Raw genomic sequence first — 23,830 nt, 5'->3', positions numbered from 1 at the left:
TGGTCGCATAAATATGAGCACTACTTTTCTGAAACATTTTAATTCAATTACAGATCCTCGCATTGAACGTTGTAAAAAGCATGAACTTATCGATATTCTTCTCCTTGCTATTAGCGCTGTACTCTCTGGTGCAGAAGGATGGGAAGATATTGAAGACTTTGGGCACCTAAAGCTTGATTGGTTAAAAAAATACGGCACGTTCAACGCAGGAATTCCAAAACATGACACGATTGCTCGCGTCATGTGTCGGTTAAAAGCAAATGAAATAGAAAGGGCATTTCAATCTTGGATATCATCACTGATTGAAACTACAGGTGCAGATATCATCGCTATCGATGGCAAAACCGCACGGCGTTCATTTACCACAAAAGACAGAAAAAGTGCCTTACACACGGTCAGTGCATGGAGTTGCCAACACCAGTTAGTGCTTGGGCAGACGGCTGTTGATAATAAAACAAATGAAATCACCGCAATACCAGAATTACTCACCCTGCTCGATATTGAAAACAGTATCATTACGTTAGATGCGATGGGATGCCAACAAGAAATAGCAAAACAAATCATCCAACAAAAAGCAGATTATATTCTTGCACTTAAAGGTAATCATTCAGGCATGCAAAAGGAACTAGAAGCGTGGTGGCACAAGTGCGAGCGTGAAAGGTTAACTAAGCATAATTGTGATGAACATACCGAAATAAGCTCAGGACATGGGCGTGTTGAAACACGTACATGCCAGCAGTTACTTATAGATAAAAGCTGGCTAGGCAAGGATTATCGTTGGCCTGGCTTAACGAGTATTATTAAGGTCAGGGCTGAAGTTCATGATAAGTCGGCAGGGTCGGATACCACTGAAACACGCTGGTATATAAGTTCATTAGACTTAAATGCAGCGCAAGCACTCAATGCAGTACGCAGTCACTGGCAGGTTGAAAGCATGCATTGGATGCTTGATATGAACTTCAGAGAAGATGAATCGAGAATACGCAAACTTCAAGGGCCATTAATGTTTAATGTAATGCGAAAGATAGCCATGGCGCTTTTTAAACAAGATGCATCTAAGTCAGCAAGTATGGCGAGGAAAAAGAAAATGGCAGGGCTAGACGATGATTACCGCTCAACCCTGTTAGAGTCTGGGATTAAAATGCGCTAGCCGTGAGACTGGGATCCGGAAACTCAATATCAAGTCTATGAGTTGGATATCCAGTAATTTCTCCTAAACGCCCCGTAAAATTTAACAATAATTGTATCGCTTGCGCTGAGCTTTCTTTTTGCATAATAAGTGTAGTCTGCTCTAAATCAGCAAATTTCGTAAACGGGAATCCACTGTTTGCAAATACATTTAAATCAGGCAATGCAATGTAATGTTCAAACCCACTTACATCAATGGTAGAGCTGCCGTCTATTACTCCATACTCACCACCAGCTTGTACCGCACTGCATTCACCCACTTTAACTACGCCAAATTTAAAGTCATAGGTAAGCTTATTCTTTTTACTTAAATCCAGCCCTGTTATATCAAAGTCTTGTTTGTTGTATGCTGTACCTTGACTTGAAATAAGGGGTATGCATATTCCGGAGCATCGTGAACAGTGATTCCGGCCCATCGTGAACACCCGTTCTGGTTTTAGCGTGAACGCTCATTCCGGTTTTATCGTGAACACTTTTGACTGATTTTCCGGAATCGGTGTTCACACCAAACCAGTACAATTTCAACGCATTGATTATTAATTACTTTGTTAAGCTATTTCCTTTTTGTATTACTGAGGAAGGGATATGGCGACTAAGAGGATCACAATGCGTAAAATTCGAGAAGTGTTGAGGCTACATTTTGCTGCCCAACTCAGTGTCAGAAAAATAAGTGCCAGCACTAAGATCAGTGTCGGTGGTATTCAAAAACTACTCACTAAAGCCAGAGCTTTATCGTTAAGTTGGCCACTGCCCGACGAGCTTGATGATTCTGTGCTTGCTAGTCAGTTCTATCCTCGCGCCGACACTCGGCCATCCCAGCGATTTGAAGTGCCAGATTGGCCAGCCATTCGAAAAGAATTAACGGGCAAAGGCGTCACCAAGAACTTACTCTGGGAAGAATATACTCAGCAATATCCGAATCGTTGTTACAGCTATTCTCAGTTCTGCGATCGCTATATGACCTGGCTTAAAAAGCAAAAACGTTCGATGCGACAAGTGCATAAAGCAGGAGAAAAACTCTTTGTCGATTATGCGGGTCAAACGATGCCCATTGTTTGTAATGCGACGGGTGAAGTGAAGTTCGCCCAGATATTCGTGGCGGTGATGGGCGCATCAAATTATACATTTTGTGAAGCAACCTGGAGCCAAAGTCTACCCGACTGGATCGGCAGTCACGTGCGAGCATTTGAATTTATCGGCGGTATACCTGACATGGTTATCCCCGATAATTTACGCAGTGGTGTCAGTAAAGCGTGTCGCTACGACCCTGATGTTAACCCGAGTTATCAGCAATTGGCCGCGCATTATGGCACCGTGATTGTGCCTGCTCGTCCCAGAAAACCACAAGATAAAGCCAAGGCCGAAGTGGGCGTGCAAATCATTGAACGCTGGATACTCGCCAAGTTACGACACCAAACCTTTTTCTCATTAGCTGAGCTAAACCATTGCATCAAAGCCTTACTGCTTGAGGTCAATAATAAGCCCTTTAAGCAACTGAGTGGGACACGACAATCATGGTTCGAGTCAATCGACAAACCCGCCCTCGCGCCCATGCCCAAACTAGCTTATCAATTCACGGATATTAAACACGTCAAAGTGAATATTGATTATCACGTTCAGTATGATAACCATCTTTACTCGGTACCCCATCACTTGGTGGGTGAAAAGCTTGAACTTCATGCCAAAGACAACTTGATTGAGGTTTATTTCAAGCATAAACGCATCACCAGTCACCCGAGAAAATATCATCCGGGCATGACCACCACATCCGAGCACATGCCTGTAAAGCATGAGAAGCATCATAAATGGTCACCAGGGCGTTTAATGAATTGGGCGAAAGATATTGGAGATGACGTTTTGCTCTGGGTGAAAGCACAATTGGCACAGAAACAACATGAAGAACAAGCGTATCGTGTGTGCTTAGGCTTACTCAACCTATCAAGAAGCTATCCCGCCGATCGGCTCAATAACGCCTGTGCGATAGCCAATCAATACAGTTTATATCGGTTAAAACATATCAAAGACATACTCAGTAGCAACCAAGATAAATTGCCGCGAACGCAAGAAGAGCCGTCGACGTTATTGCCACAATCCCATGAAAATATCCGTGGTCCTAAAAGCTTCCATTAAGGTAAGGAAATTCTATGTTAGAACAAACGATAACTCAGCTTCGTCAACTCAAACTCAGTGGTATGGCCAACGCCTTAGTGAGCCAAATGGAACAACCAAGTACTTATGAAGGGTTGTCCTTCGATGAGCGACTACAACTGCTAGCAGACAGTGAAGCCCAAGACCGAGAGAGCCGAAAACAACAACGCTTACTTAAAGCGGCAAAACTTAAATTAGCCGCTAACGCCAGAGACATAGATTATCATCACCCGCGAGGTCTCAATCAATCGATGATGGCATCGCTACTGCAATGTGATTGGCTGAATAAATCACAAAACTTACTCATCACAGGCCCTTGCGGTAGCGGTAAAACCTATATCACTTGTGCGCTTGCGCATACAGGATGCATGAAAGGCTACAGCGTTAAATATTACCGACTCTCAAGGTTGATGCTTGCGCTGACACAAGCCAAAGCAGATGGCACTTACAGTCGAATGTTACAGTCACTCGCTAAGATCGACTTACTCGTTTTAGATGATTGGGGGCTTGAGCCACTTAAAGCGGCACAACGAAATGACTTAATGGAGATCATGGATGATAGGCACGGCAGTTCATCAACCGCCATCATCAGTCAATTACCCACCGAAGAATGGCATCAATCCATCGGCGATAATACCTTAGCCGATGCCATTTTAGATCGACTAATGCACAATGCTCATCGGATAAAATTAAAGGGGGAGTCTATGAGAAAAATTCAATCTAAAATTGACCATCGTGAACACTTAGGTTAAAAATGTCATGAACCCAATGCGTGGAATTTAAGTGTTCACGATAAAACCGGAATCGGTGTTCACCATCACCGGAATACGCAGGGTACAAAGCTTTCGTTTTCTACTGTTTGATCATCATGACTCTTAAGTTCAAAACCATTGACAAACTTACCGTTAATGAGCATGTTTAAGCGAGAAAGTAGGGCGTCTTCGGCTGGTGCATTACGGTAATGCAAGTTGATAGGTATACCTTCTTTACGCCAAGTAAATAAGTCAGGGGCAAAACGCAGATCAAGGTTAACTGGTTGTCCTTTTAATCCCTGTGTTTGTAACTGGTTTGGATACTCAGTGAATTCATCAAATCTAACGGCTCTATCGGACCTTACCCAGCGAGGTGCATCATAAGCGTCTCTTAAGGGTAAATGATTAATTTCATTAATACTTGCTGTTCGCCCTGTCATAACTTTATGACCAAATGCTAAACCTACGACGGCCTCTTTTAGCTGCTTCGTATTCTTGCCTAGTATCAGTAGTACTTTTGCATAACGTTGAGTTGGGCTAGAGATGATTTCAATAGTTGGCTTTGATACATCTGGATAATCGAGTAAAAAGTCAGGTTTATTTGTATTGGTCGCAAATACGACACTATGTTTTGTAGGTGTTTGATTAAATTGTACCGGGAAAGTTGCTTTACGCCAATTGGCTTGGGCACCTAACCAGCTTGAGAGAGTTGCTGCTGCTTCAAGTGTATTTTCATCAGGGTTGTTCGCGAAGATAAAAGGTAAGTCTAGGGGCTGTTGATCTTTGTAGTACATATATCAATCAGCCCACATTGGTAGCCACATCATAGTAAATGCTAAAGCGAGCATTGAATGATAATTTCGTTCAAGCTTTTCATACCGCGTGGCTATCCCTCTATATTGCTTAATACGGCCAAATGCATTCTCAACCAAGTGCCGATATTTGTACATGCACCAGTCAATATCTTCATTGCCTACTAAACTGTTGCCCTTACGTGGAATAACGGGTGTAGCGTTATTATCACGAACAAACGCTCTCAGTTTTTCACTGTCGTAGCCTTTATCTGCGACAACCATATTACTTGTTGGGCAATTAGCTACGAGTGACTCTGCATGGACGATATCATGCGTATTCCCACAGGATAATTCATAATAAACAGGCAACCCTCCGCTATCGACTGCAAGATGAATTTTCGTAGAATTTCCACCTCGGCTCTTTCCAATTGATTCATTGTCAGCAGTTCTTGCACCGCAACTATGTTGATGAGCCCTGACAATACTGCCATCAATGAAGACCCAATCCATGTCCGCATCACGAGATAATGCGCGAAACAGTTCATTCAAAATCCCTTTTTTGGACCATAAATTAAACCGTCTGTAGATAGCACTCCAACGGCCAAAATCAGAAGGTAAATCTCGCCATGGAATACCTGTGCGCATCTTATACAGTATGCCTTCGAGCGTTTTTCTATGGTTGGGCTTATTATAAATTCGACCACTTAAGTACATTACTTTTGATAAGACATTCCATGTCCCGTCTGTTAACATTAATCTTGGCATGTAGGTTCGGTGTAAAGTTTTCTGGCGAATTCAATTATACCTTATCTTCATGCTGTTTGTTTTTCATACCACAAAGATCAACACGCCCTAGTTGTGTATAATCTCGTTCATCAAAAAATGGTGCAGGAAAATACTCCAGTAAACTTTCCAGTGCTAGTGATTGCTGCTCAAGAGTAATAGAACTGTTTTGGCTTAACTCAGTCCAGATTGTTTTACTAAAATCATCTTGACAGACTAAGTCATAATAGCCAACGAGTTCAAAGCGTATTTGGTTAAAGTCTTTAATTAACTTTGGGTTGAGAGCAAGGCTGTGGCTTTTTAACTGACTAAATTGTGTCTCTTGATCTTTAATTGGCATAACAGTGATCAAGTTATCATTAAAATAGACTTTTAAGTGTGATACGCGGCTAATCAATGCTGGCGAATGACTATAGGAGAAGTTTAATTTAAGTTCTTTGCCTATTTTATCTAACCGATTAGTGAAATCTACATAGGTGGTATTGTCGATTCCATCTAGCTTGAATTTGTTAACCCCCAGACGTTTAAAGCTGAGCGTTAGACTTTCTGAAGGTGCCTGCTCAGGGTAGCCATCATCAAATATAGACTTATCCATAAGTGGAGTTGCTGCGTTTGTAAATTGAGTACTGGCCAAAGCTAGTATTATTAGGGCTGAGGTAGCTAATTGTTTAATCATATAATTTAGAATACTTTTCTGGTTTTTTTGGTAAAAGCGTAATCATGACTTCAATAACGCTAGTCATAAAAATAATGAATGGTCTAAATGGTTTAGGCGCATGAAAAATCAAGTTACTATAGCCACGAAGGCTAGTATAAAACACCCGCTTGAAACTGTACGACGGTTTATCATGTTTAAAGTTATCTTGCCAATCGAGCCAAGCATCTGCACGAGAAAATGTGCATTGAACGAATGCTTTTTGTTTTGCTAAGTTAAGATCCCTTAACGTTAAGCCTATTTGCCTTTTTCTTGTATTACAAATAAAAGTCGGGAAGGAAAACTGTTTTTTCCCCCGGCTTATGAGCAGTTCAACTTTATCGTTTTCTCGACAAGAATGTTCATGCACGGTTTCAATACCAACACCGCTATCAGAATAGTCAGTAACTTTAACTTTTATTGTACGTCCGTTTGCAAGTCTAATTGCAGCAGGAAAATTGGCTTTTATTCTGTGAGAGCTTCTGACCTGCTTAGCTTCAGCTGCAACCGCAACAGCAGCACCTAAAATCATCATATTATAGCTAACCCATAACATACTGATTAATAGCACGCCAATTTGGGATACATCACCAAATATTAATCTAAAGATGGCATAACACATACCAAGCACATTCAATAGTAATAGTGCTATGTATGGCTTTGAGATAAGCCAGTCATATCGAGCAACGTCATTTAAACCGCCTTTTTCTGTTACGTTAAACTTCCCTTTGTTAGGGTTGAATAGGGCGACAGTGGTGGGTTTTAAAATATACCAAGCAAGAACAGATTCATAAACCTCTCCCCAAAATGAGTAACGGTACTTACCTTGAATACGTGAATTTGTAATTTTTATTTGCATCAAGGTTGGCACTATATATAAAAATATAGCAATGAAAGGAGCGTAGATTATATAGGCATCTAAGTAAATTAATGCAAGTGGAGCCGTTAAAAATACAATCCGAGGAATACCAGACAAAAAGTGCAGCATGGCATTTATATAACATAAACGCTGTACCAAGCTCAGTCCTTTTCCTAGCAACGGATTGTCTAGCCTGAATATTTGCGCCATGCCTCGAGCCCAACGAATACGCTGGCCAACATGCGCTGATAGGCTATCTGTAGCAAGACCAGCAGCTTGAGGAATGTTGATATATGCTGTTCTATAGCCCGCGCGCTGCATTCGTAGTGCAGTGTGTGCATCTTCTGTAACGGTTTCGACTGCAAAACCGCCAATATCATCCAGTGCTTCGCGCTTTAAAACTGCACAAGAGCCGCAAAAGAAGGTCGCGTCCCACATATCATTACCGTCTTGAATTAGGCCGTAAAACAACATGTTTTCATTAGGTATTTGGCGGTGATTATCAAGGTTGCGTTCAAATGGATCTGCTGAGAAAAAATGATGTGGAGTTTGAACTAAACATACTTTTTCGTCTTTAATAAATTGTCCCATGGTCATTTGTAAAAATGAGCGGGCAGGTATATGGTCGCAATCAAAAATAGCAATGTACTCACCATCGGTATATTTCATCGCGTGATTCATATTACCTGCTTTGGCATGGCTATTATCTGGTCTATCAAGGTAACCCACGCCAATTTCTTTTGCCATTTCTGCAAACTCAGGTCGCTTACCATCATCTAAAATGTAGATGTTTAGTTTATCTGCTGGCCAGTCTATGCTCTGTGCAGCAATTGCAGTGGGTTTAACAACATTTAATGGCTCGTTATAGGTAGGAATATATATATCGACTGTTGGCCACTTTGATGTATCACCATCCATTGGGATCGGTTTTCTATGTAATGGGTTAATTGTTTGAAAAAAGCCTAAAGTCAATACTAGCCATGCATAGGTTTCAGCGAGTAATAAGCCAATACCTAAAGTTAATGCTAGTGGATCGCCCCAATTTAAAGTGTCAGTGTAACGCCACCATAGGTACCTTGTTGAAGTCGTCACAGCAAGAGTTATCATTGTAATTGTGGCCATTTGACCTCCAACACGTCTCAACGAGTAGGCAACTATTAGAATCAAACTAATAAATATTGCTTGTGCTTCAAGGCTAAATGGGACTGTAACAAAAAGTAGTATTGTGAATGCGAACATGAAGTAAAATACAAATTTTAATATACGGTTTTGCCATAAATTGAAACTATTAACACGTTGCAATGGTTTTACATTTGTCTTGTTATTTAACTTTAATTGTAATTGTAACCACAACTTTTTGCATCGTCGTGTCAGTTTACTATCCATATAACGAATAGCTCTAAATACTCGGTTAATTAATCGTGCAGTTGCCTTTTTATGTTCATTTCGTGAAGGAGCGTCCTTTGTTGTAACGTTAAAGGTGATTAGATAAACACTTTGCAATAGTATCCGGATAACGTTTGCTAATGAACCAAAAGGCGAAGTGATGTGCGGGTAGAGCAGTGATAGTTTGGTCTTTAAACGTTGTTTTTTCTTATTATTCAGCTTGACGAATATAGTTGTAAACAGCAAAAATAACGGCATTACAAATGCTGCTAAGGCACTCATCTTATGTTGATTAAAATAACAATGGAATTTGAAAAAAATAAAACGAACGAGCTTTTCAGTAAATAAAATACTGAGTATAAGAGCAAAAGAATGCTGAAGAGCCCCTGTGGCATAATGATGCTTAGTCATTTTTATTAGCCTTGCTTACTAGCCACCCAGCAAGCGTTTCAAAATCATCATAAGCAACACTGTAAGGTGCACAATTTATAGCGACATTTTTAAACGCCGTAGATTCTTTTATTACTTCATCTTTATTAATATGAACAGGTGCAAATAAAGGGGTTTCAGATTGCCACACTTGTAACAGGTCAGATTCAAGTTCACTGGCTGAGTTATAGTTGTTTATTAAAAAGTAATGTCGCCAACTTTTTTCCATTTGTTTTAATGAAAACAACCGTTTGTAGATTAAATTATGGCAAATTGCGTCACAATTTATGACTTCTAAAATGATATCTTGTTCAGTGACAGGAAGATTATTGAGCTCGGCATAACTTGGGCAATCAAATATAACCCACGAATTTTGACTTGTTTTTAAGTTACTTGCACCTAATATGGTTTCTTGTAAACGCTCTATTGCTGATGAATCACTGCCAAACGGTAAAAATATTACACCATCATTATCAGTAAAAAATTCTTCTATGCCACTTTCGAAGTTTGGGTAATTACTCCACCCTGAATCATGCTCCCAAGGAAGGCCAAGGTGAAGTCCGACATCACTTTTAGGATCAAGATCAATGAGCAAAACATTTGATAACCAAGGGGTAGAATTTGCTTTGCAGGCAATTTCTGAAAAATCAGAACAAGATGTGTTTATTTTATCTTCGCAAATAGATATTTTTTTTGAAAGTCCATACTCAAGCGCCGTAAACGGCTTATTTAACAAAGGCAAAGTACATCCATTTACGTTTAATAGCGATACGGCTTTGAAAAAGAAGTTACATTTCATTCGTGGTTTGCTTGCAGAATTAAAAGTTTACGATGAGCTTTTTGGCTCTACTGTCATTTTGCTATCTAGCGTCAATTAACTTGGCCGGTTCCGCGTCAATTATCTTGGCCGGTTGACACCGAATTTTATTTGCTCTTATTGAGCGCTGTTTTGCGTCCTTGAATTCAAGTATTAAGTGCAATCATTATGCAGCCACCAGAACTTCTGATTGCCCCGTAAATAATTCATGAGGGGTTTTATACCCTCTTGTTTTTCTTGGCCGATGGTTGAGCTTATCAACTGCCGCCTGTATCTCTGCTTCACTTAGCGCCATAAAGTCAGTTCCCTTGGGGAAGAAGCGTCTAAGTAAGCCGTTGGTATTCTCATTTATGCCCCGCTCCCATGATGAATAGGGATGAGCGAAATACACATCAGCTTCTAATTTTTGTGCAACATGCTCATGGTGAGCAAACTCTTTTCCATTATCTAACGTCACGGTAATAACCTTACCTTTATATGGTGTCATACACGTGATCAGCGCATCGGCTGTTATTTTCGCATGCTTGCTTTCAATTCTGTGAACGACTGTATATAACGTTTTACGTTCAACCATTGTGACAAGCGCATTTTTACGCCCTTTACCTATCACTGTATCGCCCTCCCAATCACCAATCCTAGACTTTGAATCCACAATACTTGGGCGTTCATCAATGCTGACTCGATTAACTATCTGTCCACGTTTATCATAGCTTCCATAGCGTTTTTTATACTTTTTACATGCACGAGTGAGTGTCTTATGTAGCTTGCCACCACGAGCCTTGTCTCTGTAAATATATTGATAAATTGTTTCATGATGTAAAACGACCTGTTTCTCTAAAGCTAAGCGGCCTGCCACTTGCTCAGGGGAAAGTCCGTCATGCAACAATTTATTAATCCAGTGAGTGACGTCCTCTGTTAACTTACTTGCTTTGAAAGATGACTTACGTCTTTGTTCAGCAAAGTTATTGGCTTGGTTAGGCCGATAGCCTTTAAGTCCTTTATTGCGTTTTAGCTCTCTAGAAATAGATGACGGTGAACGAGTTAGTTCTTCAGCTATCTGCTTTTGGTTATTTCCTGCTTTTATTAACGCGTAAATCTGGTATCTTTCTTCTTGTGTCAGCTGTTTATATTTCATTAAAGCAATTTCCTTTGGCGAGAAAATGGCCGAATTATAACAGCTGGCCATCTAATCTGAGAAATTGCACTTATTATCCGAATTTAGGGTCGGTAACTTTCACCTTCGCAATGAATAATCGTTGCATGATGAACCAAGCGATCTATTGCCGCTACAGTCATCGTTGAATCATCAAATAGTTCATCCCATTGTTCGAATGATTTGTTTGATGTGATGATCATGCTGTGTCGCTCATAGCGATGGGCTATCAATTCAAACAGCACGCTCGTTTCCTGTTCCGTTTTTCGTACGTAACCAACGTCATCAACGATTAATAAGCTGTATTTATCGAGCTTTACAAGTTCGTCTTGCAAGCGTAAATGTCGCTTTGCTTGCTGGAGTTGTTGAACAATCGCTGACGCGGCAACAAACTTAACTTTATGGCCCTGCTCGATAAGGCCATAACCGATACTACTGGCGATATGCGTTTTACCAAGACCACTGGCGCCAAATAGCAATATATTGCCACCGTGCTTCAACCAATCCGGCTGATTTATTAAATCAGCAACAAGGGGCTTACTAACCCCATCAACAAGGGTAAAGTCGAAGCTGCTAAGGTGTTTACCCACGGGCAATTTTGCATCTTTTAAAAGCCGCTGAAGGCGTTTATCATCGCGTGTCGCAAGTTCAATATGGCACAGCTCAGATAAGTATTGCTGTGGGCTCCATTGTTCTTCTATCGCTTTTTTGCCCAGGGTATTCCACTGTTGAAGCATGGTGCTAAGCTTTAATTGTTTCAGCATTAAAGGTAACGAGGCCGTGAAGTTATCCATGTAGACCTCCCGGTATCATGCTGCTATAAGCGCTCAAGCTGTGTTGCTTTATTGTTATTGTGGGTATGTTTGATGCAATCACTAAAAATTGCGCTTCACATTCTCGGATGGCCGGTAATTGTCGCTGAGTAATTGACGCTGCTACAAATCGTCCTAATTGACGTTCGCACCCACTTTGTTTTGCTAAATGGAGCAGTTTTACCATGTAATAGCTCGCTTCATCCGCTAAAAGGTGGGCATTAACGTATTCCCAAATAGCTTTGTAATTGTCGCTTGGAAGTAAGTCGTCACGTAGTTGTGAGTAGCGAAATGCCAATGGTTTTTTAACCAGTGCGTCAATAACATGCAAGTAACTAATATTACGTGCACGGCATCCTTTAGAAGCATAGACACGCGCTAACGTTTGAACTAAATCGCTGCCATAGTGCAGCTCTAAACGGTTGTCATATAAACGAACCAGTAATCGGCTACCAATAAGGCGTGACGGGACGCTATAGGTAACACGTTTCAATGAAATAGTACTCGTACGTGACACCGTTAGATAATGCTCGGTGTAATTGACGCTCATCGTCCGTGGTAAAGCATGTAATTGTCGCTGCTCTACTGCGTATTTATCACTTACACGGCGATTACGGCGAGCTACAATGTCGGCAACAAACGATTCATAGACTTCTCTTGTCTGAAAGTCATAACTACCACGGATTTTTAATGCTTGCTCCAGTTGCGATTTAAGATGCCCATGAGGGCTCTCAATAGCCCCATTTTCATGCGCAATACCGCGGTTATTGCGGGTCGCTTTAAAGCCATAATGGGTGACTAATTCATTAAAGCGCTCTGTAAAATCGTTATCATTAGTGTGATTACGATAGGCGGCACTCAGACTGTCTGTACGCACTTCTTTAGGCACACCGCCGGCTGCTTTAAATGCGTTTTGCACGCCATCAGAAAAAGCAGCAAAGCTTTCACCGCCGTAGATCACTTGGGCGTAAGCCCAGCCACTGGCGGGCATACGATAATGAAACAACATATGCTTTAAGGGTTCACTAGCAATGGTAACGGGTGACTTCACATGTGTAAAATCACACATACCTAATAGGCCATACTCGTGTGTTTGCAGGAATACGACCTCTTTACTTGAGCCATACAGTGCCCGCCATTTATGAATTCGACGCTCTAATGTACGCCGTGAGCTAGGGTTAAATTTGTCGGTGTGAAACTCGCAAAGGTGATCAAAAATTCCCACCGGAGTTAACGTTGCATCACCTTGAAGTAGAGGGACAACAATACTGTCCCAGATAGACTCAAGTGGATCTATACGCGTTCGCCATTGGCGTTTATTAGACAATGGCTGCTCATCCAGTTTATCAATGCGCCTTGCTGAACGTTCTGAAATACCTGCTTTCGCAGCCGCGATAACTTGGCTATTACGTTTTCTATGTTTCATATAAATAGTGACCTGCTGATCAGTGATTCGTGTTCCCGGCACAGTGAACTCCTCCGTTCTGCTGTACCGAACCTTATCAGATCAACCGGCCAAGATAATTGTCGCTAGACCGGCCACCGTAATTGTCGCTTAATACATTTTGCATATTAATACAGATTTAATCACACCATACAATCACAATGAATTGATTGAACAGCTTAAGTTGTACGAAAGCTTTACAAGAAGGTATCAACTGACTTTTATATTTATAGCTACTGGGCTTGAAGTTGTGCGCGCTCGTATGCTTATGCGCGGCTTGAACAAATCTTTTGATGGCATAGTGTATGTTTCTAATGAATCAACTGTTAAAGCCTTAGAGTATGATTATTGGAGCCACTCAGAGGGGGTCATCGCTGGAGAAACTGTGCTATTAGAAGCGAGCAATAATAAATTTAAAGTTAGCGAGGGAAGCAGTACTGAAGCCAAAACTTTAAAATTTAATCGCGACTTTGATGAAAATGATGTATGGCTAGTAAGAAACGTAGTGCCAGAAGGGACTAAACTACCTGTGTCTTATAAACTGCTTGAAGATAACGAAGCGCTTTACCAGCATGCAAGTGAAATGAAAGCGGCGACCCTAGTATTCTCAGTAACACGTTATACAGATTTAGCAGATTTAGCAAAACAATGCTTTTCTTTGAGAAAGTTATGTGGCAAAAAACTGAAACTCGTTATTCAAAATGTAGATGGTATTATCCGCCATCAAGATGAGCGCTTATTTTTAACGCTTGGGGTAAACCTTATTTTATATAGTTTCTCTGAGCCATCGCGATTATTATCACAAATTCAATCTATTCAGGGTTTTGAATTTTCAAGGCCTTTACCCAGCTCAATTGAAGAAGTGTTACATCATTCGCAAAGTCAACTTAGTAAAGGCTTCTTACCTTTATTAGACTTTGCGCGACAGGTCATAAACTACAGCAGTTCAGCGGCTAATTTAGGCATAAGTGGCGTAATGGTTACATTTAGGCTGTTACCAAGAATTGATGCAATTCACCCGTTGCAGTTATTTCATGTTAAGCGTGAAGGGGATGTTTTTAGCACCGTTGATGAATACGTGTATTTATATCTCCATGCATGCCGAGAGCATGACGTAGATAATGCCATTAGGCATTTATTTAAACTTGAAATTGCTGATTTTTTTGATTCCTAAATTCGGATAATAAGTGCAATTTCTCAGATTAGATGGCCAGCTGTTATAATTCGGCCATTTTCTCGCCAAAGGAAATTGCTTTAATGAAATATAAACAGCTGACACAAGAAGAAAGATACCAGATTTACGCGTTAATAAAAGCAGGAAATAACCAAAAGCAGATAGCTGAAGAACTAACTCGTTCACCGTCATCTATTTCTAGAGAGCTAAAACGCAATAAAGGACTTAAAGGCTATCGGCCTAACCAAGCCAATAACTTTGCTGAACAAAGACGTAAGTCATCTTTCAAAGCAAGTAAGTTAACAGAGGACGTCACTCACTGGATTAATAAATTGTTGCATGACGGACTTTCCCCTGAGCAAGTGGCAGGCCGCTTAGCTTTAGAGAAACAGGTCGTTTTACATCATGAAACAATTTATCAATATATTTACAGAGACAAGGCTCGTGGTGGCAAGCTACATAAGACACTCACTCGTGCATGTAAAAAGTATAAAAAACGCTATGGAAGCTATGATAAACGTGGACAGATAGTTAATCGAGTCAGCATTGATGAACGCCCAAGTATTGTGGATTCAAAGTCTAGGATTGGTGATTGGGAGGGCGATACAGTGATAGGTAAAGGGCGTAAAAATGCGCTTGTCACAATGGTTGAACGTAAAACGTTATATACAGTCGTTCACAGAATTGAAAGCAAGCATGCGAAAATAACAGCCGATGCGCTGATCACGTGTATGACACCATATAAAGGTAAGGTTATTACCGTGACGTTAGATAATGGAAAAGAGTTTGCTCACCATGAGCATGTTGCACAAAAATTAGAAGCTGATGTGTATTTCGCTCATCCCTATTCATCATGGGAGCGGGGCATAAATGAGAATACCAACGGCTTACTTAGACGCTTCTTCCCCAAGGGAACTGACTTTATGGCGCTAAGTGAAGCAGAGATACAGGCGGCAGTTGATAAGCTCAACCATCGGCCAAGAAAAACAAGAGGGTATAAAACCCCTCATGAATTATTTACGGGGCAATCAGAAGTTCTGGTGGCTGCATAATGATTGCACTTAATACTTGAATTCAAGATTCAAAAACAGTTATTGCGGAGCATTTTTTTATTCAACAAGAGTGTCGGCGATTGAAAAAAGCATATAAAGATAGAGAAATTCCAGATTACACAGATAAATTAAAAGATAACTCTAGTTATACATACAGCCAAGAGTCGATTGATTTAACTTCATTAGCTATTGAGTCCCCGGAGTTTAATCGCGTTAAAAGACCGGATGCTCAACGCTTTCCAATGACGTTAAATGAGTCAAAATTATGAACTTAGAACAATTTTTTATCACATTTACTATTGCGTTAATTATCGGAGTTATTCTAAGTAACGTGGGTAAAACAGTTTTTACAAAGTTTTTAAAATATTACCGTAAACTAACATTTCGCCATGTAATATTAACGCCTTATAAACCCGCTAAAAAAAAGAAGGATGAAGAGTGAAACTATCAGGTTTAGGGATTTGGAATCTATATTTTTTAATCAAATTTGCATTATTTGCCTATGGAGAGATTTCATTTCACTTTTTAGAGAATTTAGCATTTTTTGCTTTTCTGATGCTATCGTTTAATAAAACTTGGCAGCAAAGAGTGAAAAATATATTTGCAGCTTTACTTGCTATGGCCTTGTTATATTATGATTCATGGTTGCCTCCAATATCCCGTCTAACAAAACAGGTTGGCAATGTACAAGACTTTAGCCTTGACTATTTTTTTGAAATTAGTGCTCGCGTAGTGAGTATTGATTTACTATTAAGTATTTTTATTGTTTGTGTATTTTATCGTTTTTCACATAAGTGGTTTCGTTACACCAGTATCTCATTGTTAGGTTTTGCTTATGCGTATTGGTTATCTACAGGGTCTGTTATTGACTCATCTCAGACAGCTCAATTACCTCAGCAAACAAATCAGTCTAATGTATCACCCCAAACAACAGTAACTATTGGGGCTGGTCAGCGAGAGAAAACGCCTAACGAACAGTTAAAAGATTTTTATCAACAACAAAGTTTATTAAAAAGCGCTTTTCCAAAGCAGATCGCAGGCGAACCTTTTGATGTTTTAATTTTGAATATCTGCTCACTTGCTACTGCTGATCTTGATGCTATTGGGGTTGATGAAACTCAGCTCTTTAGTAATTTTGATATTTTATTTAGCGATTTCAATTCTGCTACCTCATACAGTGGCCCTGCAGCTATTAGGCTTTTAAGAGCGAGTTGTGGTCAAACTAGTCAAACAGCTTTATTTAAACCTGTAGCAGAGCAGTGTTATTTATTTAACAACCTAGAAGAGCTTGGCTATGACACTTCTGTGGCGATGAATCATGACGGGCATTTTGATGACTTTAAAGGATTAATAAATAAGTATGGCGGGATGAATACGACCGAGCTGGATTTTTCAGGTTATTCTCCAGCCCAATATGGCTTCGATGGTAAGCCGATTTATTCAGATAAAGAAGTACTAACAAGTTGGTTAGATGCTCAGAGTCAAGATAGTCCCCCGCGCTCCCTTTATTACAACACAATAAGCCTTCATGATGGTAACCAGATTGCCGGTTATGATCGAATGAGTAGCACTAAAAGTTACCCTATTAGGCAGCAGCAGCTTTTTTCAGATATAAATCAGTTTATAGACAAGTTAGAGCAGCAACAGCGAAATACTTTACTCGTGATAGTGCCAGAGCATGGCGCAGCACTAGAAGGAGATAAAGTACAGTTTTCAGGGCTTAGAGAAATACCAAGTCCAAAAATTGTATCTGTACCTAGTGCCATCAAGTTTATTGGTCCGAATGTAAGGCACTCAGAATTAATTGAAGTAAAAGACTCGACTAGCTATTTCGGGTTGTCAGAAATAATTAGCCGAGCACTAAGTAATGACGTTTTTTCTGGGAAAAGCTCGATACAATCATTGTTAGTTGACTTACCTCTTGCTCCTAAGGTTGCTGAGAACGAAGACACTATCATGATGTATATGAATAATCGTCCCTATATTCAGCTTGATGGTGGGGAGTGGACCGCTTACCCTGAAGATAACTGAGTCAATGGCTGTTTAAACAACGGTTACCAGGAAGAGCTTTAACCCCGTCGTGGTGGGGGAGAGCATTGCTTGTAAATTCGTTTGATCAGCTAGATCTAGGGTGGCTATAACTATCAATGGGCTCTATTATTTTTTAGTAAAATGTCCAAATATCTTTACATTGGGCTATCCACATTAATATTGTTCGCGTATTATCATTTTTAATATAGGTTTCTCTTTATTGGGGATGTAATGCGTTTAGATATTCAATGTGCTGATAGAATTGGTATAGCTCAAGAGATATTAAATATATTAGTTAGTTATCAAGTTGATTTAAAAGGTATTGAAGTTGATTCTGTTAACTGCCGAATGTATGTGAGCTTTCCTCCCATTGATTTTGAGCAGTTTCAAAAAATTATGCCTTCTATACGCTTAATTGATGGTGTTCAAGATGTGCGTACAACTGCTTTTTTGCCATCTGAACGAGAGCATAATGAGTTAAATACATTACTGCGCGCGTTGCCGGATGGAATTATCTCTATTGATGCAAAAGGCTGGGTGCGTCTTTGTAATGATGCTGCCAGTAAAGATTTACAACTGAGTGAGCATGAGGTTATTGGTGCGAACATCAATAACCTATTGAAAGGGTTTAACTTCACTCGCTGGTTAGAAAGTGAAGACGTGCTTGGTCAAACAACCCGCGTAGAAGTTGCGGGTGAAGACTTTATTGCCGATATATTGCCTATTGCTGTGTCTCAAGGCGCTGAAGGTGATGTGCTTGCCGGTGCTGTAATCAATATTAAATCTCAAAGTCGTTTAGGCCAACAAGTCAGTGCATTTCGCCGTTATGGCCAAGAAAGTTTTGCGACCATCCATAATTTTAGTACAGCGATGCGACGTGTAGTACGTGAAGCGCGTAAAATGGCGCAGCTTGAAGCCCCTATTTTAATCACTGGTGAAACGGGCACGGGTAAAGAGCTATTGGCACGGGCTTGCCATTATGCTTCAAATCGCTCAGTAAAGCCGTTTATTGCATTGTCGTGTGCTTCATTACCGGATGATGTGGCTGAGTCTGAATTATTTGGCTACGCCGGTTATGAAGAAAATACTGCACCAAAACGCGGGGTACTTGAACAGGCTGATGGCGGTACGGTATTTTTAGATGAAGTAGGCGAGATGTCTACGCAGTTGCAAACTAAGTTACTGCGCTTTTTACAAGATGGCACTTTTCGAAAAGTTGGCGATGAAAACGAAGTTAAAGTAAATGTACGCATTGTCGCTGCAACACAAAAAGATTTACCTGCATTAGTGCAAGAAGGTGCTTTTCGTGAAGACTTATACTATCGCATAAATGTGCTAACGCTAGAAATTTCACCGCTGCGCGATAGAAAAGCTGATATAGGCCCGCTTGCTGAACATTTTATTCAAAAATACGCACAACAAAATGGCTATGCTATTCCTGAATTATCACTTGAGTGTTTAACATTTTTACAAGACTATCCTTGGCCTGGTAATGTGCGTCAGCTTGAAAATGCAATTTACCGAGCGGTGTCTTTGTTAGATGATAGTGAACTAAGAGTAGAGCACCTACAGTTACCTACTTTCACCCATGATTTAGGCTATCTTGAGTCTGACTTTGAGGGCAGTTTGGATCAGGCTATTAAGCGTTTTGAAGCCACTTTATTACGAAAGCTATACCCTGCTTATCCAAGCTCGCGCCAGCTTGCAAAACGTCTAGGCTTGAGCCATACGGCAGTGGCAAACAAACTGCGTGACTACGGTATTAACCGCAAAACGGTTAAGGTTTAGGCCGTTATTGTTGTGTAGTACTTGTGGGCATGATCCTTTAGTGCCCATATTTTACGCTTTTTATAATTATAAAAAATGAGCGCAGGACAGAAAGTCGCGATTGCAATAGTTACGATCTGCTATACTGCGCTCATTACTAACAGGTAAGACCTTCTACTGTGAATTTATATTTTCGACTCATCCTATTATTTTTTAAAATTAAGCGTAACCATGATTATCAAGCACTGCTTGATACCGTGGATATGGAATTTAAGGCGTGGCCGACAGATTGCGATATTAATTTGCATCTTACTAACTCTCGTTACCTTGCGATTATGGATTTAGCGCGAACATGGATGACCGAACGGGTAGGTTTATTAAGCCATATATTAAAACGCCGTTGGTTTCCTATTGTTAATGCCACAGCAATTACCTATATACGGGATATAAAACCAATGCAGCGTTATACGGTTAGTACACGACTAGTTGGCTGGGATCATAAATATTTTTATATTGAGCAAAAATTTTACTCTGAACGCGGCTTACATGCGATTGCTTACGTACGCGGTGTTTTTAAGCGTAAAAAAGGTGTGGTGAGCGTTGAGGAAATGCTTGAGGTAGCGGGCTTTGACGGGGTAGTGCCTATTTTACCTAGTGAAGTCATGCATTGGAAAGAAATGCTTGAACAAAAAAAGGCAACTAACTTACCGCGATAAGTTTTAGGTTAAAGGCTGCTAACGTCTTTTACCCGATTAACGATATATACCCAGCGACCTCAAGATGCGAGCGTCGTTGGAATTAAAAGCTATTTAGGCAAGGCATTGATTGCAAGTGATACTGTTGGGAAATTAATAACGCAGTATAAATCGCTTTTAAACCAACCCATTGGGCGTTTTACAGGGACTTACTCTCATCCTTTTTACTTCTTAAAAAGGACTGCCATTTTTGCAAAGTAATGTCTTGATATTAAGCCCCAGCGAAACGCTGAATTCTGCATCTTGAGGTGGTTTGGGTATTTAAATTAAAACTTATATTTAACACCTAGCATAGCGACTACCGGGTCTATTTTTACCGTCGAAGTAAGAGCTTGTGCTCCATCTGCAAAAACGGTGGCGTCACTTTCAATATCGATAGCTGAAACCATAGCGTGTAACCCCCAGTTATCACTCATCATATAATTAAACCCTGCTTGCGCAGCAAAACCAAACGAGTCATCAAGCCTTACTTCTACATCATCAGTGCCTAGTGTTGCTTTTAGCGCGTCAGTGGGTTGCTCGTCAAAAAATACAGTGTAATTGATGCCTACACCAACAAATGGACGAAAAGCATAGCTGTTATCTAAAAAGTGATATTGCGCAAATAATGTCGGTGGTAGCTGTTTTATATCTGCAATTTTGTTTCCTGCTAAACCGCCTGTGCCGTTTACGTTGTGATCAAATGGCGTTGCAGCAACGAGCTCAAGTACCCAGTTATCATTAAAGGCATAATCGATGGTAATACCTAATTGTGTATCTGCACCACCTTTTAGGCCCAAAGTCGGCGCTTCGTTAATAGCTGAGCTGCTGTTATCAGGGTCAACACTAATAGCACCTACGTTAACGCTAAAGTTTGCATGTGCTAAAGGTGAAAGTGCCAATAGTGAAGTAAGTGCAGTAATAGTAAGTGTTTTTTTCATGTTATCCCTCAAAAGCTTTAATTTAATTGTAGCTATTATCAAGGTTATAAAAAATCAAAAGCTGTTCTAGATCAAAGTTTCAGAAATATTTAAAAGACATAAAGTGTTTTTTTGATTTAGATTAAACTTTATTACATTGGCTACCTAAAAGTATTGACTCTATGTTCACGATAGACTCATTCATTTTTGTTATAATCGTATTCCCCTTTAACCCTAAGAGTATTTTATGAATGATAACCAACAGCTTTTTCTAACTGGCTCAATTAGCAAGGCGCTGTTGAAACTTGGTGTTCCGATTATATTAATTAATATTTTGCAGTCTGCTTATCAGCTAACGGATGCGTTTTGGGTTGGGCGTTTAGGCGCAGCGCAAGTAGCGGCTGTGTCAGTGAGTATGCCGGTCACATTTTTAGTTATTGCTATTGGTTCTGGTCTTGCGATGGCCGGGGCTATTTTATCAGCGCAATATATGGGAGCATTGCAGCAAGACAAAGTAAATCATGTGGCGGCGCAAACTACACTGATGGTGACTATAACCGCCATAATGCTTGGTTTTATGGGTTATTTATTATCTCCTTATTTTTTAACCTTATTAGGGGTTGAGCAAGCAGTCTTTGAGGATGCGTTAAAGTTTATGCATGTTTCATTTGTTGGAGTGGTTTTTGTATTTATTTATGCCATGTTCCAAGCGCTGATGCGGGGTGTTGGCCAAACCCGGGTACCATTAATTATTGTTAGCGTAACAGTATTACTTAACTTTTTACTCGATCCTTTATTTATTTTTGGCTACGGTGAGTTTGAAGGATTAGGCGTTATGGGAGCTGCTCTAGCTACGTTAGCAACCCAAAGTTTAGCCGCAATTGCTGGAGTGATTATATTTTTACGCGGTCGCCATGGTATTCAATTACAACTAAAGAGTTTTTATCCAGATTGGCAATATATTAAAAAGGCTTTCTTTTTAGGCGCTCCAGGCTCTATTGAGCTTTCAGCTCGTGCTTTTGGTTTGATTATTATGTCGTTCCTAGTAGCTAGCTTTGGCACACAGACTATTGCTTCTTATGGCGTTGGTTCAAATGTCTTACAAATGATAATGATCCCGGCAATGGGGTTGTCTATGGCAGTATCAACTTTAGTTGGGCAAAATATGGGAGCGGGGAATCCCAAGCGTGCAGATGTTATAACTCGGCTAGCGTCATTATGGGGGGTAATAGGGCTTACCATTGTTGGGTTAGTTGCTTTTGTTTTTGCTGAGCATTTGGTTGCTTTTTTTATTCCCGATGATGAGGCCGTTATTGCTAAAGGTGGGCAGTTTATTCGGGTTATGTGTTTGACGTGGGGAGGAATTGGCGTGCAATTGTGTGTTGTGGCCGCATTTCGTGCTTCAGGTAATATGCTTAATGCGATGATGCTGGCGCTATTATCACAATGTGTAATTCAGTTCCCGGCAGCGTATATTTTATCTAAACACACAGGTTTGGGGGATCAAGGTATTTGGTATTCATTTGCTTTGACCAACGTTATCGTTGCTATTGTGGCTTTTACATGGTTTTTCCGCGGCAGCTGGCAGCAAACTCGGCTCACAAAAGAAGATAAAGATATAGCGAAAGTGAGTCGAGAAACCTTTATAGAAGAAGGTCATCACTAGTTTATAAACTACACTTGGTCATGCAAGTTCATTTAAACAGGCAGACTAAAAGCATTAAAGTGTGTTTGTTTTTTTGTAACTCGTTACCTGCCTAAATATCGTTTGGCCTTGTTTTCTTTTACTTTCTCAAGATCAACTAGTACTAGAGCATCAATACAGTTATTAAAATCAGGGTCGACACTAAAGCTTAAAAACTGCACGCCGCCGGGGGCACATAATTCAGTGTATTGCTTAAATAAAGTGGGAACATGTGCGCCCATATTGGCAAGGACGTGTTTAAGCTCAACAAAGTCCTCTTTTATATCATTGCCTTTAAATAAATTTTGGCATTGACTAAGTTGCTGCTCTGTAAGTTTAAATTCATTGTTTGGGGTGGCTATGCTAGCTGTATTACCATAATAAAGTTGATAATAATAAACAAGTAATGCCTTTGCTTGCTCTGGTAGCGCATTTGATAAGCTCACAGCACCGTATAAATATCGATATTGTGGATAGGTACTGACAAATGCGCCAATTCCGTACCATAAATAGTCTAAGCTTTTACGGCCCCAATATTTAGGTTGTACAAAGCTGCGGCCAAGTTCGATCCCAGCTTTAAAGTATGGCTGCATTTTCTCAGAGTAAGAAAAAAGACTGTCTGTATACAAACCTTCGCGGCCATTTTTATCAATTACTTGCTGAGCACAAGCAAGGCGATACGCACCAACAAGCTCAAGTTGTTTGGCATCCCAAAGTACTAAATGCTGATAGTCCATATCGTACTTATCAATATCGCGACGCTTACCACTGCCTTCACCAACGGTGCGAAATGATATTTCGCGAAGTCTACCAAGCTCTCTAAAGATCGCTGAACTGCCTTGGTATTGGTATAAATAGATTTGCATGGCATCTTGTGTTTCACCCAATTTTTGGCATTGCTCTATAGTTTTTTTCAATTCCTTTTTGCACTCTGGCATTGCAATTGGGGTTTGGGTTTTTAAAGGCAATGTTTTTTTACTGGTTAAACGGTAGAGCTGCTTACGAATAAGATTTACCACTTCTTTATCTTTTAAATTATTAATAAGGTATGACTCTGGCGGGATTGAAGCGCCAATTTCAAATTCAAGTGACTTCTGGCGCTGCTTAAACATTTCTTTAACCAGTAATAAACTAGCTAATGGTTTATAAATCATTGATGTACCATAAAAAAGTGAACTGTTTTTGGCTTTTATAAAAATCCTAAATTCG

At 40.2% G+C, this 23,830-nt stretch carries 21 protein-coding genes and 1 pseudogene; 11 read left to right on the top strand and 11 right to left on the bottom strand.

Annotation, left to right across the window (positions count from 1 at the left end; translation table 11 throughout):
• Positions 1-13: 13 nt before the first annotated feature.
• The gene (locus tag ACT3S9_RS11195; protein WP_008466968.1) at positions 14-1,150 is read left to right on the top strand and encodes an ISAs1 family transposase; all 1,137 of its coding nucleotides are present in this window, start codon (positions 14-16) and stop codon (positions 1,148-1,150) included.
• Here the strand turns inward: ACT3S9_RS11195 and ACT3S9_RS11190 are convergent.
• Positions 1,137-1,604 carry a cellulose biosynthesis cyclic di-GMP-binding regulatory protein BcsB gene (locus ACT3S9_RS11190; protein WP_444750946.1) on the bottom strand — a complete coding sequence of 156 codons (468 nt, stop codon included), beginning with the start codon at positions 1,602-1,604 and terminating at the stop codon, positions 1,137-1,139. The genes ACT3S9_RS11195 and ACT3S9_RS11190 overlap by 14 nt on opposite strands.
• Positions 1,605-1,773: 169 nt before the next feature.
• Here ACT3S9_RS11190 and istA (ACT3S9_RS11185) point away from each other — a divergent pair, with 169 nt between their 5' ends.
• Together istA (ACT3S9_RS11185) and istB (ACT3S9_RS11180) are read left to right on the top strand one after the other, a co-directional pair.
• Positions 1,774-3,318, top strand: a complete 1,545-nt coding sequence (gene istA, locus ACT3S9_RS11185; RefSeq protein WP_444750657.1) for an IS21 family transposase — start codon at positions 1,774-1,776, stop codon at positions 3,316-3,318.
• A gap of 14 nt (positions 3,319-3,332) precedes the next feature.
• Positions 3,333-4,088, top strand: coding sequence for an IS21-like element helper ATPase IstB (gene istB, locus ACT3S9_RS11180; RefSeq protein ID WP_008108839.1), 756 nt, complete (start codon positions 3,333-3,335; stop codon positions 4,086-4,088).
• A 65-nt stretch (positions 4,089-4,153) separates the two neighbouring features.
• Here istB (ACT3S9_RS11180) and ACT3S9_RS11175 read toward each other — a convergent pair whose 3' ends face one another.
• Genes ACT3S9_RS11175 through ACT3S9_RS11155 form a run of 5 tightly spaced genes read right to left on the bottom strand, consistent with a single transcriptional unit; the run spans position 4,154 to position 9,628 of the window.
• Entirely contained in the window at positions 4,154-4,882 is a 729-nt protein-coding gene (locus ACT3S9_RS11175) for a cellulose biosynthesis cyclic di-GMP-binding regulatory protein BcsB (protein ID WP_444750945.1), read from the bottom strand.
• Positions 4,883-4,885: 3 nt separating this feature from the next.
• The gene (locus ACT3S9_RS11170; protein WP_089367531.1) at positions 4,886-5,647 is read right to left on the bottom strand and encodes an IS5 family transposase; all 762 of its coding nucleotides are present in this window, start codon (positions 5,645-5,647) and stop codon (positions 4,886-4,888) included.
• 34 nt (positions 5,648-5,681) lie between these two features.
• Complete coding sequence (locus tag ACT3S9_RS11165; RefSeq protein ID WP_444750944.1) at positions 5,682-6,299, bottom strand: cellulose biosynthesis cyclic di-GMP-binding regulatory protein BcsB; 618 nt, start codon at positions 6,297-6,299, stop codon at positions 5,682-5,684.
• A gap of 34 nt (positions 6,300-6,333) precedes the next feature.
• Complete coding sequence (gene bcsA, locus ACT3S9_RS11160; protein ID WP_441836562.1) at positions 6,334-9,015, bottom strand: UDP-forming cellulose synthase catalytic subunit; 2,682 nt, start codon at positions 9,013-9,015, stop codon at positions 6,334-6,336.
• Positions 9,008-9,628 (bottom strand): cellulose synthase operon protein YhjQ/BcsQ, encoded by a 621-nt coding sequence (locus ACT3S9_RS11155; RefSeq protein ID WP_441836563.1) that lies wholly within the window; start codon positions 9,626-9,628, stop codon positions 9,008-9,010. The genes bcsA and ACT3S9_RS11155 overlap by 8 nt, the downstream gene beginning before the upstream one ends.
• On the opposite strand from ACT3S9_RS11155, the gene ACT3S9_RS11150 reads away from it, so the two are divergent.
• Entirely contained in the window at positions 9,621-9,911 is a 291-nt protein-coding gene (locus tag ACT3S9_RS11150; RefSeq protein ID WP_441993709.1) for a hypothetical protein, read from the top strand. The genes ACT3S9_RS11155 and ACT3S9_RS11150 overlap by 8 nt on opposite strands.
• Before the next feature lie 105 nt (positions 9,912-10,016).
• Here the strand turns inward: ACT3S9_RS11150 and ACT3S9_RS11145 are convergent, their stop codons facing one another.
• The 3 genes from ACT3S9_RS11145 to istA (ACT3S9_RS11135) all read right to left on the bottom strand — a co-directional run bounded on the left by ACT3S9_RS11145 (position 10,017) and on the right by istA (ACT3S9_RS11135) (position 13,283).
• On the bottom strand, positions 10,017-10,985 hold the full coding sequence (locus tag ACT3S9_RS11145) for an IS30 family transposase (protein WP_086959932.1): 969 nt from the start codon (positions 10,983-10,985) through the stop codon (positions 10,017-10,019).
• Positions 10,986-11,068: 83 nt separating this feature from the next.
• Complete coding sequence (gene istB / locus ACT3S9_RS11140; RefSeq protein ID WP_444750943.1) at positions 11,069-11,797, bottom strand: IS21-like element helper ATPase IstB; 729 nt, start codon at positions 11,795-11,797, stop codon at positions 11,069-11,071.
• On the bottom strand, positions 11,790-13,283 hold the full coding sequence (istA, locus tag ACT3S9_RS11135) for an IS21 family transposase (RefSeq protein WP_443490040.1): 1,494 nt from the start codon (positions 13,281-13,283) through the stop codon (positions 11,790-11,792). Before istA (ACT3S9_RS11135) ends, istB (ACT3S9_RS11140) begins: the two co-directional genes overlap by 8 nt.
• Positions 13,284-13,380: 97 nt before the next feature.
• On the opposite strand from istA (ACT3S9_RS11135), the gene bcsE reads away from it, so the two are divergent.
• From bcsE to ACT3S9_RS11105, 6 genes are all read left to right on the top strand, one after another.
• Positions 13,381-14,433, top strand: a complete 1,053-nt coding sequence (gene bcsE, locus ACT3S9_RS11130) for a cellulose biosynthesis protein BcsE (protein WP_444750942.1) — start codon at positions 13,381-13,383, stop codon at positions 14,431-14,433.
• Between the two features lie 83 nt (positions 14,434-14,516).
• Positions 14,517-15,485, top strand: a complete 969-nt coding sequence (locus ACT3S9_RS11125) for an IS30 family transposase (protein ID WP_086959932.1) — start codon at positions 14,517-14,519, stop codon at positions 15,483-15,485.
• Between the two features lie 80 nt (positions 15,486-15,565).
• Entirely contained in the window at positions 15,566-15,754 is a 189-nt protein-coding gene (locus ACT3S9_RS11120; protein WP_441834230.1) for a hypothetical protein, read from the top strand.
• Positions 15,755-15,923: 169 nt separating this feature from the next.
• Positions 15,924-17,516 carry a cellulose biosynthesis protein BcsG gene (gene bcsG, locus ACT3S9_RS11115; protein ID WP_441834231.1) on the top strand — a complete coding sequence of 531 codons (1,593 nt, stop codon included), beginning with the start codon at positions 15,924-15,926 and terminating at the stop codon, positions 17,514-17,516.
• Between the two features lie 231 nt (positions 17,517-17,747).
• Positions 17,748-19,304, top strand: coding sequence for a transcriptional regulator TyrR (gene tyrR, locus ACT3S9_RS11110; protein ID WP_441834232.1), 1,557 nt, complete (start codon positions 17,748-17,750; stop codon positions 19,302-19,304).
• Positions 19,305-19,462: 158 nt separating this feature from the next.
• Positions 19,463-19,999 (top strand): thioesterase family protein, encoded by a 537-nt coding sequence (locus ACT3S9_RS11105; protein ID WP_441834233.1) that lies wholly within the window; start codon positions 19,463-19,465, stop codon positions 19,997-19,999.
• Between the two features lie 305 nt (positions 20,000-20,304).
• Here the strand turns inward: ACT3S9_RS11105 and ACT3S9_RS11100 are convergent, their stop codons facing one another.
• Positions 20,305-20,958 (bottom strand): OmpW/AlkL family protein, encoded by a 654-nt coding sequence (locus ACT3S9_RS11100; protein WP_441834234.1) that lies wholly within the window; start codon positions 20,956-20,958, stop codon positions 20,305-20,307.
• Positions 20,959-21,184: 226 nt separating this feature from the next.
• On the opposite strand from ACT3S9_RS11100, the gene ACT3S9_RS11095 reads away from it, so the two are divergent.
• On the top strand, positions 21,185-22,603 hold the full coding sequence (locus tag ACT3S9_RS11095; RefSeq protein WP_441834235.1) for an MATE family efflux transporter: 1,419 nt from the start codon (positions 21,185-21,187) through the stop codon (positions 22,601-22,603).
• An 83-nt stretch (positions 22,604-22,686) separates the two neighbouring features.
• On the opposite strand, the pseudogene ACT3S9_RS11090 reads toward ACT3S9_RS11095, so the two are convergent.
• Positions 22,687-23,820, bottom strand: a pseudogene (locus ACT3S9_RS11090) (GNAT family N-acyltransferase); the annotation flags it as partial.
• Between the last annotated feature and the right edge of the window lie 10 nt (positions 23,821-23,830).

The organism is Pseudoalteromonas sp. AOP31-A2-14 (assembly GCF_052378035.1).
Lineage (GTDB): Bacteria > Pseudomonadota > Gammaproteobacteria > Enterobacterales > Alteromonadaceae > Pseudoalteromonas.
The sequence above is the reverse complement of the archived record's forward strand: the minus strand, read 5'-3'. Positions and strand labels throughout refer to the sequence as shown.

What these genes read in the sequence shown, in the direction of transcription:
- ACT3S9_RS11195 (WP_008466968.1), top strand. Translation starts at nt 14, where the DNA reads ATGAGCACTACTTTTCTGAAACATTTTAATTCAATTACAGATCCTCGC.
- ACT3S9_RS11190 (WP_444750946.1), bottom strand. Translation starts at nt 1,604, where the DNA reads ATGGGCCGGAATCACTGTTCACGATGCTCCGGAATATGCATACCCCTT.
- istA (WP_444750657.1), top strand. Translation starts at nt 1,774, where the DNA reads ATGGCGACTAAGAGGATCACAATGCGTAAAATTCGAGAAGTGTTGAGG.
- istB (WP_008108839.1), top strand. Translation starts at nt 3,333, where the DNA reads ATGTTAGAACAAACGATAACTCAGCTTCGTCAACTCAAACTCAGTGGT.
- ACT3S9_RS11175 (WP_444750945.1), bottom strand. Translation starts at nt 4,882, where the DNA reads ATGTACTACAAAGATCAACAGCCCCTAGACTTACCTTTTATCTTCGCG.
- ACT3S9_RS11170 (WP_089367531.1), bottom strand. Translation starts at nt 5,647, where the DNA reads ATGCCAAGATTAATGTTAACAGACGGGACATGGAATGTCTTATCAAAA.
- bcsA (WP_441836562.1), bottom strand. Translation starts at nt 9,015, where the DNA reads ATGACTAAGCATCATTATGCCACAGGGGCTCTTCAGCATTCTTTTGCT.
- ACT3S9_RS11150 (WP_441993709.1), top strand. Translation starts at nt 9,621, where the DNA reads ATGAGCAAAACATTTGATAACCAAGGGGTAGAATTTGCTTTGCAGGCA.
- ACT3S9_RS11145 (WP_086959932.1), bottom strand. Translation starts at nt 10,985, where the DNA reads ATGAAATATAAACAGCTGACACAAGAAGAAAGATACCAGATTTACGCG.
- istB (WP_444750943.1), bottom strand. Translation starts at nt 11,797, where the DNA reads ATGGATAACTTCACGGCCTCGTTACCTTTAATGCTGAAACAATTAAAG.
- ACT3S9_RS11125 (WP_086959932.1), top strand. Translation starts at nt 14,517, where the DNA reads ATGAAATATAAACAGCTGACACAAGAAGAAAGATACCAGATTTACGCG.
- tyrR (WP_441834232.1), top strand. Translation starts at nt 17,748, where the DNA reads ATGCGTTTAGATATTCAATGTGCTGATAGAATTGGTATAGCTCAAGAG.
- ACT3S9_RS11100 (WP_441834234.1), bottom strand. Translation starts at nt 20,958, where the DNA reads ATGAAAAAAACACTTACTATTACTGCACTTACTTCACTATTGGCACTT.
- ACT3S9_RS11095 (WP_441834235.1), top strand. Translation starts at nt 21,185, where the DNA reads ATGAATGATAACCAACAGCTTTTTCTAACTGGCTCAATTAGCAAGGCG.